The 14,404-nt window shown below is 59.9% G+C and carries 10 protein-coding genes, 2 tRNA genes and 1 pseudogene; 6 read left to right on the forward strand and 7 right to left on the reverse strand.

The features are described 5' to 3' along the window. Positions 1-508: 508 nt before the first annotated feature. Complete coding sequence (locus EIC84_RS25895) at positions 509-658, reverse strand: hypothetical protein (RefSeq protein WP_003066434.1); 150 nt, start codon at positions 656-658, stop codon at positions 509-511. A 938-nt stretch (positions 659-1,596) separates the two neighbouring features. On the opposite strand from EIC84_RS25895, the gene EIC84_RS25900 reads away from it, so the two are divergent. The 3 genes and pseudogenes from EIC84_RS25900 to EIC84_RS01090 all read left to right on the forward strand — a co-directional run bounded on the left by EIC84_RS25900 (position 1,597) and on the right by EIC84_RS01090 (position 2,450). Then, entirely contained in the window at positions 1,597-1,749 is a 153-nt protein-coding gene (locus tag EIC84_RS25900) for a hypothetical protein (RefSeq protein ID WP_003066436.1), read from the forward strand. 259 nt (positions 1,750-2,008) lie between these two features. Next, positions 2,009-2,189 (forward strand): annotated as a pseudogene (locus EIC84_RS26265) (CsbD family protein). Between the two features lie 184 nt (positions 2,190-2,373). Next, a tRNA-Met gene (locus tag EIC84_RS01090) sits at positions 2,374-2,450 on the forward strand. Positions 2,451-2,980: 530 nt separating this feature from the next. On the opposite strand, the gene EIC84_RS01095 is transcribed toward EIC84_RS01090, so the two are convergent. Together EIC84_RS01095 and infA are read right to left on the reverse strand one after the other, a co-directional pair. Continuing rightward, positions 2,981-3,057, reverse strand: a tRNA-Pro gene (locus EIC84_RS01095). 71 nt (positions 3,058-3,128) lie between these two features. Continuing rightward, on the reverse strand, positions 3,129-3,386 hold the full coding sequence (gene infA / locus EIC84_RS01100) for a translation initiation factor IF-1 (RefSeq protein WP_003056533.1): 258 nt from the start codon (positions 3,384-3,386) through the stop codon (positions 3,129-3,131). Between the two features lie 411 nt (positions 3,387-3,797). On the opposite strand from infA, the gene asd reads away from it, so the two are divergent. Next, on the forward strand, positions 3,798-4,661 hold the full coding sequence (gene asd, locus EIC84_RS01105; protein WP_003066437.1) for an archaetidylserine decarboxylase: 864 nt from the start codon (positions 3,798-3,800) through the stop codon (positions 4,659-4,661). A 65-nt stretch (positions 4,662-4,726) separates the two neighbouring features. Here the strand turns inward: asd and EIC84_RS01110 are convergent, their stop codons facing one another. The 3 genes from EIC84_RS01110 to map all read right to left on the reverse strand — a co-directional run bounded on the left by EIC84_RS01110 (position 4,727) and on the right by map (position 8,707). After that, positions 4,727-4,987, reverse strand: a complete 261-nt coding sequence (locus EIC84_RS01110; RefSeq protein ID WP_003056528.1) for a hypothetical protein — start codon at positions 4,985-4,987, stop codon at positions 4,727-4,729. 74 nt (positions 4,988-5,061) lie between these two features. Next, positions 5,062-7,704, reverse strand: a complete 2,643-nt coding sequence (locus EIC84_RS01115; RefSeq protein WP_050788977.1) for a [protein-PII] uridylyltransferase — start codon at positions 7,702-7,704, stop codon at positions 5,062-5,064. Between the two features lie 190 nt (positions 7,705-7,894). Beyond that, positions 7,895-8,707 carry a type I methionyl aminopeptidase gene (gene map, locus EIC84_RS01120; RefSeq protein WP_003066441.1) on the reverse strand — a complete coding sequence of 271 codons (813 nt, stop codon included), beginning with the start codon at positions 8,705-8,707 and terminating at the stop codon, positions 7,895-7,897. Positions 8,708-8,886: 179 nt separating this feature from the next. Here map and purL point away from each other — a divergent pair, with 179 nt between their 5' ends. Beyond that, on the forward strand, positions 8,887-12,897 hold the full coding sequence (gene purL, locus EIC84_RS01125; protein WP_134737287.1) for a phosphoribosylformylglycinamidine synthase: 4,011 nt from the start codon (positions 8,887-8,889) through the stop codon (positions 12,895-12,897). 132 nt (positions 12,898-13,029) lie between these two features. On the opposite strand, the gene EIC84_RS01130 is transcribed toward purL, so the two are convergent. Further along, positions 13,030-13,296: a hypothetical protein gene (locus EIC84_RS01130; protein ID WP_003069720.1), complete on the reverse strand. Its 267-nt coding sequence runs from the start codon at positions 13,294-13,296 to the stop codon at positions 13,030-13,032. Positions 13,297-13,795: 499 nt separating this feature from the next. Here EIC84_RS01130 and EIC84_RS01135 point away from each other — a divergent pair, with 499 nt between their 5' ends. Beyond that, positions 13,796-14,170: a helix-turn-helix domain-containing protein gene (locus EIC84_RS01135; RefSeq protein ID WP_003069723.1), complete on the forward strand. Its 375-nt coding sequence runs from the start codon at positions 13,796-13,798 to the stop codon at positions 14,168-14,170. Positions 14,171-14,404 lie beyond the last annotated feature (234 nt).

Here is a 14,404-nt window from a genome sequence, read left to right on the forward strand (position 1 = left end):
CCCGAGACGCGCAAGCGGCGCGGTATCGGCCTGGTGACAAGGCACTTCTGACGCTTGAGCCTCATCCCAGGGCTCGTATCGCAGCCATCCTGGTCCTGGAAAGAGGGGCTGTGGGCTGTTGGGGTTCACTAAATTCGAGGCCACATGAGGCTACAGAAACAACAGCCAGTTCAAGGCCGGCTAAGCATGGCAGGAGCTTCACTTGCTTACACATCGAATACCCGTAAGCGATTGAATAACCTAGACTTATTGCTATGAAAAAGTTACTTGGAGTCTCGGCATTTGCGCTGTTCTTGTCTGGCTGCTATGCACATCACGGGCATGGTTATGGGCACCGTCACCATGATGGGTACTACGGGCATCCGCACGGCCACAAGCATCATGGCCATCGGTCAGGTGGTCATGGAGGTGGGCATAAGCACCACGGCGGGCGTGGGAACGGTCGGCGCTAGACCTGAAACGCAAACAAAAAAGCCACCTTCGGGTGGCTTGGTTTATCTGGAAACCGTTAGAAAGCGTCGGCGCTGTACTCGCCTTCGGGTGGGGTCTGGGACAGTATCCGCAGAACCTCTTCGGGAGAGTGGGGGTCAGGCATTGGCGTCATGATCTCTTGATTCGTCGCTTTGAGTTCGGGATAGGCGGCGTACAGGTAGGTCATGGCTACTCCTTGCAGGGTGGATGGAAGCTGATGAGTCCCTTTTTAATGCTTGACTGTGTCAGTTCGTTGACAGGAATGTAAGTTGTGAGGTGTGCTCGCGAATTCTCAAACATGCATTGCACGGTCTTGTTGTCCAGTCGCTAGCCTGTTTGCACGGACAGGAAAAGGCAGTTGCGTGCAGCGATTCGGATCGCACTGCCAGAGAGGAATGAAGTTGCGGAAGGGGGTATCCACCCAAGCCGGGTCAGTGGCTCATGGTATCGCGGCAGCGGAGGGGCGGGCAGCAAGCGCGATGGTGCCAAGTGGTTTAGCCATGGGTTTTCCTCCTCTTCGGGATCGTTGCCGCAACGCAGGGCGGTGGATCAGTAGCGGTGATGGCCGGGTTTTGCTGGATGCTTGCCGTCAATCTGGTGCAGGACTCTGCCAGCCACATGCGGTGCGTGATGGCGCAGTCGAGAAGCTCTGGCCGGTGCTCCAGCCGGGAGACAGGCTTGTGATTGCGCAACGGTATTTGGCCGTGCTGCTGTGGCTGACGACTTGATTGGCTCGATCGTGGAAAAAAGGCTTGGCTAATAGGAGAGGGCCGCTGGCTAGCTAAAACGCTGCAAGCCCCTGCTTGTCAGCGCCCCACGATGAAGAGGCGGTACAGCGACTCGCTGCACCATGGGGTGAATCATAAACGCAATTGAGAATCGTTTGCAAATAACCGTGTAATTCTCAGGACTATAAAAAGAGAGGATCGATGCCTGGAGGCATGAAACTGAATGGCACCAAGAGTTGCCGGATAGATGCGGGCGCTGGGTTCAGGGCGGTTGGAAGAGGCTGCGAGGTGTCAGTGCCGAGGAGCGGTACCAGCCTCTGCGGCAGGAAGATGAGCCATTGCCTTCAATTCCGGACTGGGTGCTAGACAGGCTCAGCTTGTGCTGCAAGCCGCGTCCATGAAGCTCCATCACGTGCTGTTTGCAGCCTATGTCCTGGAGAAGGAGCACTTGAACTCTGTGCGCTGGCGTCTGGTCAGGGCTGGCATGATGTCGAATCCATGGTTTGCGTTCCCTCTGGTCGATATTTCGGATGCTGCTGACGTATCTTGATAAGGAACGCCCCGATAGCTGCCATTCATCGCAATATTGAGGCGTATGCCCAGGCTGCCTAGGGTAGCCAGCGGCGTGACCATAGTTTCAAGCATGATCAGCGGGCGCCTTTGTTTTGCGTTTGCCGTTGTGAGCAATTGATGGCGCGCAAGGGTTTGCATCACATGGATGCCCTGGCAGGTCCCGCGGCCGTAGGCCTCACTAGCGCTTAACTTTGACTCAAGCCGCATTTCGCGGCTTTGTTCATAAGGAGGGTGTCATGAATACTGATCAAGTCAAGGGCACATGAAGGATGTGGCAGGCAGGATTCAGGAGAGGCTTGGTGAACACATAGACAGTCCTGAGCAAGAAGCCAGGGGATCGCAACGCAGGTTGAAGGCACCGCTCAGAAGAAGATAGGTGATCTGAAAGAAGCGATTCAAGAGGCGACCAAAAAGTAAGCTGCACGAGCTCTAACGAGCAAAGTCCGCTAGGTTGGCCAACTGACTTTTGTGTTGCTTCCCGAGGGGATTCATTACTGAATATCTATTCATGCTGTAGATTTATACATATGTGCTACAATACAAGCGTCGGGGAAATCATGCAGGCGCCTAGGAATGGTGGTCGGCCCCCGACGCGGAATATCGCGAGGTGGAGCAGTCTGGTAGCTCGTCGGGCTCATAACCCGAAGGTCGTTGGTTCAAATCCGGCCCTCGCAACCAATAAAGCCCTGGCCGGAAACGGTCAGGGCTTTTTGCCATCTGTCTGTCATATTTCGAGAGCAAGATACGCATCGCTAGGTTCAGGTTGTAGCACTGAAAGATGGCTTAACCCCTGGCGCCAATTCCAAAGCCCTGGCCGTAGCAGCCGGGGCTTTTTCTTTTGCCTGCCGAAAGCTGGTTGCTGCGGCCCTGGTTCTGCCTCGACGGCTTTTCTTATTCCTTTGAGCCAGTCAAGGCCACGCCTGGGTGGCATGTCGCGCGGATGATGCGGGCTGCTTCATCGCTCACGGAGAGCTCTTGCATGTGTCACTTTGGGCCGAAGGAGTGCAAGCTCGAATTAGGAGGGAGGCGTCAGCCTTCTTGCCATGAGGGCGCAAAGCATCGATGCTTCGTGCCGGCCTCAAAGAGGGTTAAGGCGGTTCTTAGTCTGCCAAGCCGCAAATAGATATGATGGCGCGTATAAGCCGGCAAGGTCGAGAAGCCTAGATAGACAAAAGGGGTTAGATCTTTCGATCTAACCCCTTGTCATTTGGTCGGAGCGGCGGGATTCGAACTCGCGACCCTCTGCTCCCAAAGCAGATGCGCTACCAGGCTGCGCTACGCTCCGAAGCCTCTATTCTAACTACAAAAAATTGCGCATCTTTTGAAAGTGGCGAATTTTTGATGATGAGGCGCTATTTATTTTGAACGAGGTGTCGTGGGGGCCGGGCCACGGTTGGCCAGGTGGCGGAAGGTAATACGGCCCTTGGTCAGATCATAGGGCGACATTTCCAGCGACACCTTGTCGCCGGCCAGAATGCGGATGTGGTGCTTGCGCATCTTGCCGCCGGTGTAGGCAATCAGTTGGTGACCGTTGTCCAGCGTGACGCGAAAACGCGAGTCAGGCAGGACTTCCGTCACGGAACCTTGCATTTCAATCAGTTCTTCCTTGGCCATTTGTTCAATCTCTTAGAAAAGGTCAGTTGCGGCGCTTGCTCGTCATCACCACGGAAAAGGCCTGAGCAGAACAACTGCTCAGGCCTCAATGTGGCAAGGGCGCTGCGCTGTTTGCGCAGACCGAACAAAAGGCCGATATCCAATCAAGCCGTGCTGTGAAACAGCATTCAGCTAAACATTGGAATTGTAGCGTCTCGCCTTCGCTTATGCCCTCATAAAGGGGTAAAGCGTCGCAGCGATGAGACGGGGGCATGGGTCTTTGTCATGACGCTTGCATCATTGAGATATCGAGCCTGGGCGGTGGCCTGGATGGGGTAAAACGCCTGTAGCCCCCAAAGACAGCCGCCGCTGCCGTGGTCTTGGCTAGAATCCTGTTCGACAACTCTATAACTTTGATAGCAAAATTCCATTGTGTCTGATCGACTCGCCGTACTTTCCCAATATTTCTTGCCCAAGCAGGCGCTGACCGCGCTGATGGGAAAACTGGCGCAAGCCGAGGCCGGCGGATTGACGACGGCAGTCATTCGTCGCTTTATCCAGCGCTACCAGGTGAACATGGCCGAAGCGGCCAATCCCGATCCTGCTGCCTACAAGACCTTCAATGCCTTTTTCACACGTGCGCTCAAGGACGGTGTTCGTCCTCTGGCGCAGGCGGACTGGATTTGCCCGGTAGATGGTGCGATCAGTCAGTTCGGCAGGATAGAAGGCGAGCAGATATTTCAGGCCAAGGGGCATCAATACAGTGCGACTGCCCTGGTGGGAGGGGATGCGGCTCTGGCGCGCCAGTTCGATAACGGCAGCTTTGCCACGATCTATCTGAGCCCGCGCGACTATCACCGCATTCATATGCCCTGTGCCGGCAAGCTGCGCAGCATGACCTATGTGCCAGGGGATCTGTTCTCGGTGAACCCGGTTACCGCACGTGGCGTACCCGGCTTGTTTGCGCGCAACGAGCGCGTGGTCTGCGTGTTCGATACCGATCATGGGCCCTTCGTGCTGGTGCTGGTGGGAGCGACGATAGTGGGCAGCATGGCAACGGTGTGGCATGGCCTGATCAATCCTCCGCGTCCAGGCCATATCAAGACCTGGAATTACGAAGGTGCCGAAGCGGTGACGCTGGCTAGAGGCGAGGAGATGGGCCGCTTTCAGCTCGGCTCCACGGTGGTCATGCTGTTTCCTCAGGCTGCAGGCCTGCAGTTCAATCCGCAGTGGCAGCCGGCGGCGCCGGTGCAACTGGGCCAGATCATGGCCAATGCACAGGCCAAGCTGGGCTGATAGCCGGGTTCCATAGAAAAAGCCGCTGATGCCATGAGCGTCAGCGGCTTTCTTGTTTCGAGGGATCAAAGAAACCAGGTCAGTGGTTCAGGCCGGCGTTCGGTGGTGAACACCGTGGGGGCAAGACTCAGGCGATCGGGTTTGACCGGGTCGTCGTGACCTCGGAGGTAGACCATCAGTTCGCGTCTGCGCAAGATGACATGACTGACGATTTCGCGTCGGCCATTCTGAGTGACCTCGGTGCCGGGGCGAAACAACGGCATATGAAACAGGCCACTGCGTGTGGTGGGCGGCGATGCCGCAACTTCATTGGAGGCGAGCTGCATGGGCTTTCCGTAGTAGTGGTGACTGCTTATCGGCAGCGAATCATCAAACTAAAGCCCGAATTGCCGGGCCTGGTTCAACCGGGCTGAGCCAGGGCCTTGAGCAGCTCGGTCTCCATGCGCAACTGGCTGTTGTTGTCCTGCAGCTCAGGGCCTTCGATGAGGAAGCTGTCTTCCACGCGCTCGCCCAGGGTGCTGATCTTTGCCAGGTGCACGCTGATATGGTGCTGGGCCAAAATGCGGGCAATGATGTAGAGCAGGCCGGCGCGGTCTGACGCGGAGATGGACAGCAGCCAGTGCTGGGCTTTTTCATCGGGGCGCAGGATGACGCGCGGGGCGAATGGAAAGCTTTTGACGCGGCGCGACAGCCGTCTTTGCGAGGGTGTGGGCAGCGGGCCGCCCCGCAGCAGTGTCTGCGTCAGATCGCTTTCCACCATGTGCATGAGCTCGCGGTATTGCTCCTGCATGGTGGGGGCGACGACCTGGAAGGTGTCCAGCGCGTAATCGTTGTTGGCCGTGTGCACGCGCGCATCGAGAATGGAGAATCCGGCCCGGTCGAAGTAGCTGCAGATGCGGGCAAACAGATCGGGCTGGTCGGGTGCATAGACCAGCACTTGCAGGCCTTCGCCGGCCAGCGAGCGCCGGGCGCGCACCACGGGCTTGCCAAGGCCCACATGGCGCGAGAGATGGCGGGTATGCCAGGCGATGTCGGCCGCTTCATGGCGCATGAAGTAGCTCACATCCAGTGTCTCCCAGAGCTTCTTGTGGGACTCAAAGGGTTGGGCAGACAGGGCCAGTTGCACCAGCGCCTCACGCTTGCGGGCTTCGATTTCGGCGGCGGCATCCGGGGCGCGACCACCTAGCACACGCAGGGTCAGGCGGTAGGTGTCTTCCAGCAGCTTGCCTTTCCAGGCACTCCAGACCTTGGGGCTGGTGCCGCGAATGTCGGCCACCGTCAGCAGGTACAAGGCAGTGAGCTTGCGCTCGTTGCCAACGCGTTCGGCAAAGGCACGAATCACATCGGGGTCGGACAAGTCCTGCTTCTGGGCCACCTGGCTCATGGTCAGGTGCTCGCGTACCAGAAACTCGACCAGCTCCGCATCGGCCTTGTCGATCTGGTGGGCGCGGCAAAAACGCTTGACTTCGACGGCGCCGATCACGGAGTGATCGCCGCCTCGGCCCTTGCCGATATCGTGGAAGATGGCAGCCAGATACAGAATCCAGGGCTTGTCCCAGCCTGCGGCGAGCTGGGAGCAGAACGGATACTCATGAGCATGCTCGGCCATGAAGAAGCGCCGCACATTGCGCAGCACCATCAGTATGTGCTGGTCCACGGTGTAGACGTGGAACAGATCGTGCTGCATCTGTCCCACGATGCGGCGGAAGGGCCAGAGATAGCGGCCCAGTACCGAGGTCTGATTCATCAGCCGGATGGCATGGGTGATGCCGCGCGGCTGCTGCAGGATTTTCATGAAGGTGGCGCGATTGACCGGGTCGCGACGGAAGGCGCTGTCCATCACGTCGCGGCTGGCATACAGCGCACGCAGCGTGCGTGTCGACAGACCTGTCAGCCCCTCATGCTGCTCATACATGAGAAAGGTTTCGAGAATGGCATGCGGATCGCGCTCGTACAGATCGTCGCTGACCACCTCGATGGTGCCGGCCTTCTCACAGAAGCGATCATTGAGCTGAATCAGCTCGTGCGAGCCGGGGTTCAGGCGCTCTTCGATGCTCATGCGCACGATCTGGCACAGCTGGGTCACCGCCTTGGCGGCCCAGTAATAGTGGCGCATCAGGGTCTCGCCAGCGCGCATGGCCAGCTTGCGGCCCTCCGGCGTGGTGGAGCGGTAGCCGAAGGCTTCGGCCACGGCAGTCTGCAGGTCGAAGACCAGCCGATCCTCATGGCGGCCGGCAACGGCATGCAGGCGTGCACGGATCAGGCTGAGCAGGGATTCATTGGATTCGAGCTGCTGGACCTCGAAATGGGTGATCAGGTCTTGCTCGGCCAGCTCATGCCAGCTGTTGCCGAAGCCAGCGGCCTTGGCCAGCCAGAGCATGGTGTGCAGATCGCGCAGCCCGCCGGGCGATTCCTTGCAGTTGGGCTCGAGCGAATAGGGCGTGAAGTCGTATTTGGCGTGGCGCTGGCGCATCTCCAGCAGCTTGCCTTCGACAAAAGCCTTGGGATCGAGCTGCGCGCGGAACTGCTGCTCGAAGTCGGCAAACAAGGCCTTGCTGCCGGTGATGCGGCGTGACTCCAGCATGGCGGTCTGCACCGTCAGGTCCTGCGCGGCCTCCTGCAGGCATTCGGCAATGCTGCGCACGCTGGAGCCGATTTCAAGGCCTGCATCCCAGCAACTGCTGATGAACTGCTCGATGCTGGCCGCCAGTTCCGCAGCCGGCGGTGCACTGCTTTGGGGCAGCAGCACCAGCACATCGATGTCCGAGTAGGGGAAGAGCTGGGCGCGCCCATAGCCGCCGACGGCCAGTAGGGCCGCGCCTTGCGGCATCTGCGCGCGTTGCCAGAGGGTGCGCAGCAGACCATCGGCCAGTTCACTGAAATGGTGCAGCACTCCGCGCACGCTGCGTCTGCCCAGCGTGGGGTTGCGCAGCAACTCCATCTGCCGGGCCTTGGCCTCGCGGTATTGCTCGCGCAGGCCCTGTAGCGAGGAGAGGTCGGAGACGTCGGCAGAGTTGGCGTAGGAGTGGGCAGAGGAGGTCATGCGCAGTAGAAAAAAGCGTTTCAACAGGGCAAGTGCTTGAGCGTCACCTTAACCCAACTGACTTGGGCTTGAGGCCTGTGATGGCAAAAAGATGAGCGCATGGCGCTTGCAGCACAAGGTCTACAAGCAAAAAATATGCCGCATCCGGCTTTGGCCAGATGCGGCATGCAGGTCAGCGGCAGCAATGCGCTCAGGTGCGGATGGCCGTGATGAAGTCGGGCGGGGTGGGCGAGCCATCGGACCAGGTCAGCACGTCATAGCCGGTCTTGGTGACGGCCAGCATCAGCTCCCACTGGGCGGTCAGGCTGCGATCCTTGGTGACCACGGTCCAGCCGTCGGGCATGGCCTTGATGTCGCGCTTGCCCAGATTCAGCATGGGCTCGATGGTGAAGACCATGCCTTCTTCCAGCACCACGCCTTCGCCGGGGCGGCCGTAGTGCAGCACCTGGGGCTCGTCGTGGAACACCTTGCCGATGCCGTGGCCGCAGTATTCACGCACCACGGACAGGTTGTTGCTCTCCGCATAGGTCTGGATGGCATGGCCGATATCGCCCAGCGTGGCACCGGGCTTGACCTGGGCGATGCCCTTCCACATGGCCTCGAAGGTCAGCTTGGACAGACGCTTGGCGGCAATCGTGCCTTCACCAATGATGAACATGCGGCTGTTGTCGCCGAACCAGCCGTCTTCGGTGATGATGGTCACGTCGACATTGACGATATCGCCCTTCTTCAAAGGCTTGTCGTTGGGGATGCCGTGGCACACCACATGGTTGACCGAGGTGCAGACATAGGCCGGGTAGGGCGTCATGCCTGGGGGCTGATAGCCCAGGCAGGCCGTCTTGGTGCCTTGCTCGGCCATGCGCTTGGCGCACAGATCGTCGATCTGCTGGGTGGTGATGCCGGGCTTGATGTGGGGGGTGATGTAGTCCAGCACATCCGAAGCAAAGCGGCCTGCAACGCGCATGCGCTCGATGTCTTCGGGAGTCTTCAGTGTGATGCTCATGGTCGCAATTATCCCATTGCGCGCTTGAACATGCAGGGCTTGTGGGTGTGAGCATTCGGACTAACCCCGAGGCACGGTAAAATCCGAGGCTCACCGAATTCAGCGCTTTGGCCAGGTCCTCTCAGGCAGGGGATTGACCAGGACGCTTTTCAACAGCCTTCACATAAACAGGCCGCCACGTGACATTGCATCTGACACAGTTTGAGGGTGGAAACGCCCTGAGCTCGTTCCGCGCCCAACAGCTTCTGACCGATCTGGTCGCCATCCACCCCAAGATCACCGGCGTATCTGCACGCTTTGTGCACCTGGTTGCCACCGAGGGCGCAGTTGCGCCCGGATTGCAAGAGCGCCTTTCGGCGCTCTTGACTTATGGTGACCCCTATAAGGGCAGCGTTGAAGGCCTGGCCTTCATCGTCACTCCCCGCCTGGGCACCATCTCGCCCTGGGCCTCCAAGGCCACCGATATCGCGCGCAACTGCGGCCTGAATGTGTTCCGTGTGGAACGCATGACCGAGTATCGCGTGGACGTGAAGTCAGGCCTGCTGGGCGGCAAGCCCGAGCTCTCGCCGCAGCAGACGGCTCAGATTGCCGCCTTGCTGCACGACCGCATGACCGAGTCCGTGTTTGCGACACGTGCCGAGGCCGAGCAACTGTTCACCACCCTGGCGGCACAACCCATGGAGTTTGTGGATGTGCTGGGCGGTGGCCGCGCAGCACTGGAAACCGCGAACAAGCAATGGGGCCTGGCCTTGGCCGAAGACGAGATCGAGTATCTGGTCAACGCCTTCAACGATCTCAAGCGCAATCCCACGGATGTGGAGCTGATGATGTTCGCGCAGGCCAACTCCGAGCACTGCCGCCACAAGATCTTCAACGCCAAGTTCACCATCGATGGCGTGGAGCAGGAAAAGTCGCTGTTCGGCATGATCCGCAACACCGAAGCCTGCTCGCCCCAGCACACCGTGGTGGCCTATGCCGACAACGCTTCCATCATGGAAGGCCACGAGGTCGAGCGATTTGTCGCCAAGTTCGATGCCAAGGCAGACGCAGTCAGCGCGCCCAGCTACCAGAAGCAGGCGGCTACCAACCATGTGCTGATGAAGGTGGAAACACATAACCACCCCACGGCGATTTCGCCCTTCCCCGGCGCCTCGACCGGCAACGGCGGCGAAATCCGTGACGAAGGCGCAACCGGCCGTGGCTCCAAGCCCAAGGCTGGCCTGACCGGCTTCACCGTCTCCAAGCTCTGGGGCAGCGAAGTGGGCAAGCCCGAGCACATCGCCAGCCCGCTGCAGATCATGATCGAAGGCCCTCTGGGTGGCGCGGCGTTCAACAACGAGTTCGGTCGCCCCAATCTGACCGGCTATTTCCGCGAGTACGAGCAGCAGGTCGGCGATATCACACGCGGCTACCACAAGCCCATCATGATCGCCGGCGGCCTGGGCGTCATCGATTCCGAACTCACCAAGAAGATCGAGTTCCCGGCGGGCACGCTGCTGATCCAGCTGGGCGGTCCCGGCATGCGCATCGGCATGGGTGGCGGTGCGGCAAGCTCCATGGCTTCGGGCACCAATGCAGCAGAACTGGACTTCGACTCGGTGCAGCGCGGCAATCCCGAGATCGAGCGCCGTGCGCAGGAAGTCATCAATCATTGCTGGCAGCAGGGCGCAGGCAACCCCATCCTGGCCATCCACGACGTGGGTGCCGGTGGTATCTCCAATGCCTTCCCCGAGCTGACCAATGATGCCGGGCGCGGTGCACGCTTTGACCTGCGAGCCGTCAAGCTCGAAGAGTCCGGCCTGTCGCCCAAGGAAATCTGGTCCAACGAATCGCAGGAGCGTTACGTACTGGCCATTGCCCCCGAATCGCTGGAGCAGTTCACGGCCTTCTGCGAGCGCGAGCGCTGTCCGTTTGCCGTCATCGGCACGGCCACCGAAGAGCGCCAACTGGTGCTGGAGGACACGGCGGTCGAGTCCGGCGACCAGAAGTTTCCCGTGGACATGCCCATGAACGTGCTGCTGGGCAAGCCGCCCAAGGTGCACAAGGATGTGAGCAGCGTGGAGCGCGAGCTGCCCGCCATGGACCTGACCGGCGTGCCGCTGGAAAAGGCTGTGATCGAAGTGCTGGCCCACCCCACGGTGGCTTCCAAGCGTTTCCTGATCACCATTGGTGACCGTGCCGTCGGTGGCCTGACCCATCGCGACCAGATGGTCGGTCCCTGGCAGGTGCCGGTGGCCGACGTGGCCGTGACCCTGGCCGACTACAAGGGCTTCAAGGGTGAAGCCATGGCCATGGGCGAGCGCACACCGCTGGCCGCCATCGACGCACCCGCCTCGGGCCGCATGGCCGTGGCCGAAGCCATCACCAATATGCTGGCCGCCCCCATCGAGCTGTCCAAGGTGAAGATGTCGGCCAACTGGATGGCCGCCTGCGGCGAAGCCGGCGAAGACGCTGCGCTGTACGCCACCGTCAAGGCCGTGGGCATGGAACTGTGCCCCGCGCTGAACATCTCGATTCCCGTGGGCAAGGACTCCCTGTCCATGCGCACCCAGTGGAGCGAGAACGGGCAGACCAAGAAGGTCACCTCGCCCGTGAGCCTGATCATCACCGGCTTTGCCGCCATCGACGATGTGCGCACCACGCTCACGCCCCAGCTCAACGCCGAGGTGGAAGACAGCACCCTGGTGCTGATCGACCTGGGCCGCGGCAAGATGCGCATGGGCGGCTCCATCATCGGTCAGGTGCTCAATCAGTCGGGCAACGAGGTACCGGATTTGGACGAGCCCAAGGATCTGATCGCCATGGTGGATGCAGTGAATGCGCTGCGCGCCAAGGGACTGATCCTGGCCTACCACGACCGGGGCGACGGCGGCCTGCTGGCCACGGCCGCCGAAATGGCCTTTGCCGGCCATGTGGGCGTGGCCTTGAATGTGGACATGCTGATCACCGAAGGCGATGGCATCTCCGACAGCCGCATGGACAGCGGCGAAGGCAAGAACTGGGGCAAGCAGGTCTCCGGCCGTCGCGAAGACCTGACCCTGCGCGCGCTGTTCAACGAAGAGCTGGGCGCCGTGCTGCAGATCAGGACCGAGGACCGTGCCGAAGTGCTGCAGGTGCTGCGCGAACATGGCCTGATCCAGTGCAGCCATGTCATCGGCAAGACCCGTCCTGCTTCGTCCCCTGTGGACGCCGGCAAGGGCGAGCTGCAGGTGTGGCGCGATGCGAACAAGGTGTTCGGCGCAAGCCTGTCCGATCTGCACCAGGTCTGGGATGCCGTGAGCTGGAAGATCACCCAGCAACGCGACAACCCCGTTTGTGCCGACAGCGAGCATGCTGCGGCGGGCGAGCCTGCCGACCCCGGCATGCATGTGCATCTGACCTTCGACCCGCAGGAGAACGTGGCAGCGCCCTTCATCAACGTGGCTGCCAAGCCCCGCGTTGCGGTGCTGCGCGAGCAGGGCGTGAACTCCCATGTGGAAATGGCCTACGCCTTCACCGAAGCCGGCTTTGATGCGGTGGACGTGCACATGAGCGACCTGCAGTCCGGTCGTGCGCAGCTCAAGGACTTCGCCGGTGTGGTGGCCTGTGGCGGCTTCAGCTACGGCGACACCCTGGGTGCGGGCATTGGCTGGGCACGTTCCATCACTTTCAACGACCGTCTGTCCGAGCAGTTCCAGGCCTTCTTCGGTCGCAGCGACACCTTCGGTCTGGGCGTGTGCAACGGCTGCCAGATGTTCGCCGAGCTGGCCGATATCATTCCCGGTGCGCAGGATTGGCCGCGCTTCACGCAGAACCAGAGCAACCGCTTCGAGGCGCGTCTGAGCATGGTGGAAGTGCTGGAGTCGCCCAGCCTGTTCCTGCAAGGCATGGCCGGCTCCCGCCTGCCCATCGCCGTGGCGCATGGCGAGGGTTATGCCAACTTCCAGTTCCGTGGCAATGCCGAGCAAGTGGTCAAGGCCATGCGTTATGTGGACAACCACGGCCAGCCTACCGAGCAGTATCCGTTCAACCCCAACGGCTCGGCCGGTGGCCTGACAGCAGTGACGACGGCCGATGGCCGTTTCACCGCGATGATGCCTCACCCCGAGCGCGTGTTCCGCAACGTGCAGATGAGCTGGACCTCGGGCGACAAGTCTGAATTCAGCCCCTGGATGCGCGTCTGGCGCAACGCCCGCAAGTGGCTGGGTTGATTCCCTGGCACTGCTAGTGCAATCAAAAGGCTCTGCATTCTGCAGAGCCTTTTTTCATGGTTCATGGTCTTCCCGGAGGCCGACTTCAAGGATCGGATGAACTGCTTTCCGCGTCCTGTCGGAAGCGTAGGTCTAGATCGTCTCCAGTTGCTGCATCAGATGCTGGCGCATCAACTCGGCCATCTGCGCGGCTGGCTTCGCATCTATATGCCAGCGGCCATAGCTGGTAAGGATATTGAAGCCTCGCCGCATGTCCGGCACATGGTGGCTCAACGCATAGCCGATCAACTGCGCTTGGTGGCAGACAATCTGGGCTTGCGGCACGGTTGCCGGCACCAACGAAGCTGCTGCCGCAAAAGCCTTGCCATCGGCATGCTGATCGAAAATGTCCTGGCTCATGACTCAAAACTCCAGTCGGGCCTGATCTGCAGGTCCTGGCGTTGGTGTTGAATAGCGCATGCTTTCAGCTGCGCCGATTTGCCCGCGACAGTCGTGCATGGATAGCTGATGCTTTGACAGCATCAAGTCCGTAAACGCCGAATTCAGACAAAGGCTGAAATTGTCGAGCGCTACAGAACACATTCGTAGAGTGCCTGTTGTCGTAGCAGGCAAGATCCGTTGCCAACACTGCACCGGCTGTTGATGGGACAGCAGCTATCTGGACTGTTCCGTGTCCATTGGGCGACCGTAGGCCTTGGCTCTCAAGTCATGTGCGGGCCTGTGCTTAGGGGGCTGCTTCATGTCAGAATCTATCGATTGATGTGAATAGGTGTAGTAGCTCTGTGCAAAGGGCTGCTGCTTTTTTGCCTCTAGTGCAGTGTTGTGAAGCGGCACTAGCTTGGCTTTGGGATGACAATAGTACGCAAATGCGTATATTTGTCAATATTGAGTTACTCATATGGGTATTGGTGCGCGTTTGCGTGAGGAACGAGAACGCCTTGGCTTGAACCAGGAAGGGTTTGGCCAACTTGGCGGTGTGCGCAAGCAGGCGCAGCTGCTCTACGAGAAAGACGAACGAAAGCCGGATAGCGATTACCTTGTTGCGGTTGCCGCAGCAGGTGTTGATGTGCTGTTTGTGCTGACAGGCCGGCGCCAGTCAGATCTTCCAGCGGGGGATGCCAGCGAACAGCTTTTGCTGGAGAACTTTCGACGCTGTTCGTTAGCTGCCAGACAGAATCTCTTGCAGTCTTCTGTGTTGTTGGCCGCGGGCTTGCCAGCCGAAGCATCGTCAGTGGCTAATTCTCCGACCCAGAGCCGACTTCCAAGGCTGTGACACAGGGCGTGTTTGGCATCGACGGTGTCCTGGTCGATTTGACCCAGAGCATTCAGACCCTCGGTAGCAATTTGACAGCCGGATAGGCAGCAAGGTGCACTTGCGGGCAGCTGGCGCGGTATGAGCACCGAAGCCGGGTCGAGCCATTGGTAAGCAAAAGTAGCAGGAATGTCGTGGCTTGGCTGCGGCGGAGTCGGTACTTGCATCTGCAGCAGCGTCGGTGGGCTGAATGTT

The sequence above is a fragment of the Comamonas sp. A23 genome (assembly GCF_004522605.1).
GTDB lineage: Bacteria > Pseudomonadota > Gammaproteobacteria > Burkholderiales > Burkholderiaceae_C > Comamonas > Comamonas thiooxydans.

Bases quoted from the DNA above. Each gene is read 5' to 3' on its own strand.
- EIC84_RS25895 (WP_003066434.1), bottom strand. From the start codon at position 658: ATGACCTACCTGTACGCCGCCTATCCCGAACTCAAAGCGACGAATCAA.
- infA (WP_003056533.1), bottom strand. From the start codon at position 3,386: ATGGCCAAGGAAGAACTGATTGAAATGCAAGGTTCCGTGACGGAAGTC.
- EIC84_RS01110 (WP_003056528.1), bottom strand. From the start codon at position 4,987: ATGCAGCTCGCCTCCAATGAAGTTGCGGCATCGCCGCCCACCACACGC.
- EIC84_RS25900 (WP_003066436.1), top strand. From the start codon at position 1,597: ATGAAGCTCCATCACGTGCTGTTTGCAGCCTATGTCCTGGAGAAGGAG.
- EIC84_RS01135 (WP_003069723.1), top strand. From the start codon at position 13,796: ATGGGTATTGGTGCGCGTTTGCGTGAGGAACGAGAACGCCTTGGCTTG.
- EIC84_RS01115 (WP_050788977.1), bottom strand. From the start codon at position 7,704: ATGACCTCCTCTGCCCACTCCTACGCCAACTCTGCCGACGTCTCCGAC.
- EIC84_RS01130 (WP_003069720.1), bottom strand. From the start codon at position 13,296: ATGAGCCAGGACATTTTCGATCAGCATGCCGATGGCAAGGCTTTTGCG.
- map (WP_003066441.1), bottom strand. From the start codon at position 8,707: ATGAGCATCACACTGAAGACTCCCGAAGACATCGAGCGCATGCGCGTT.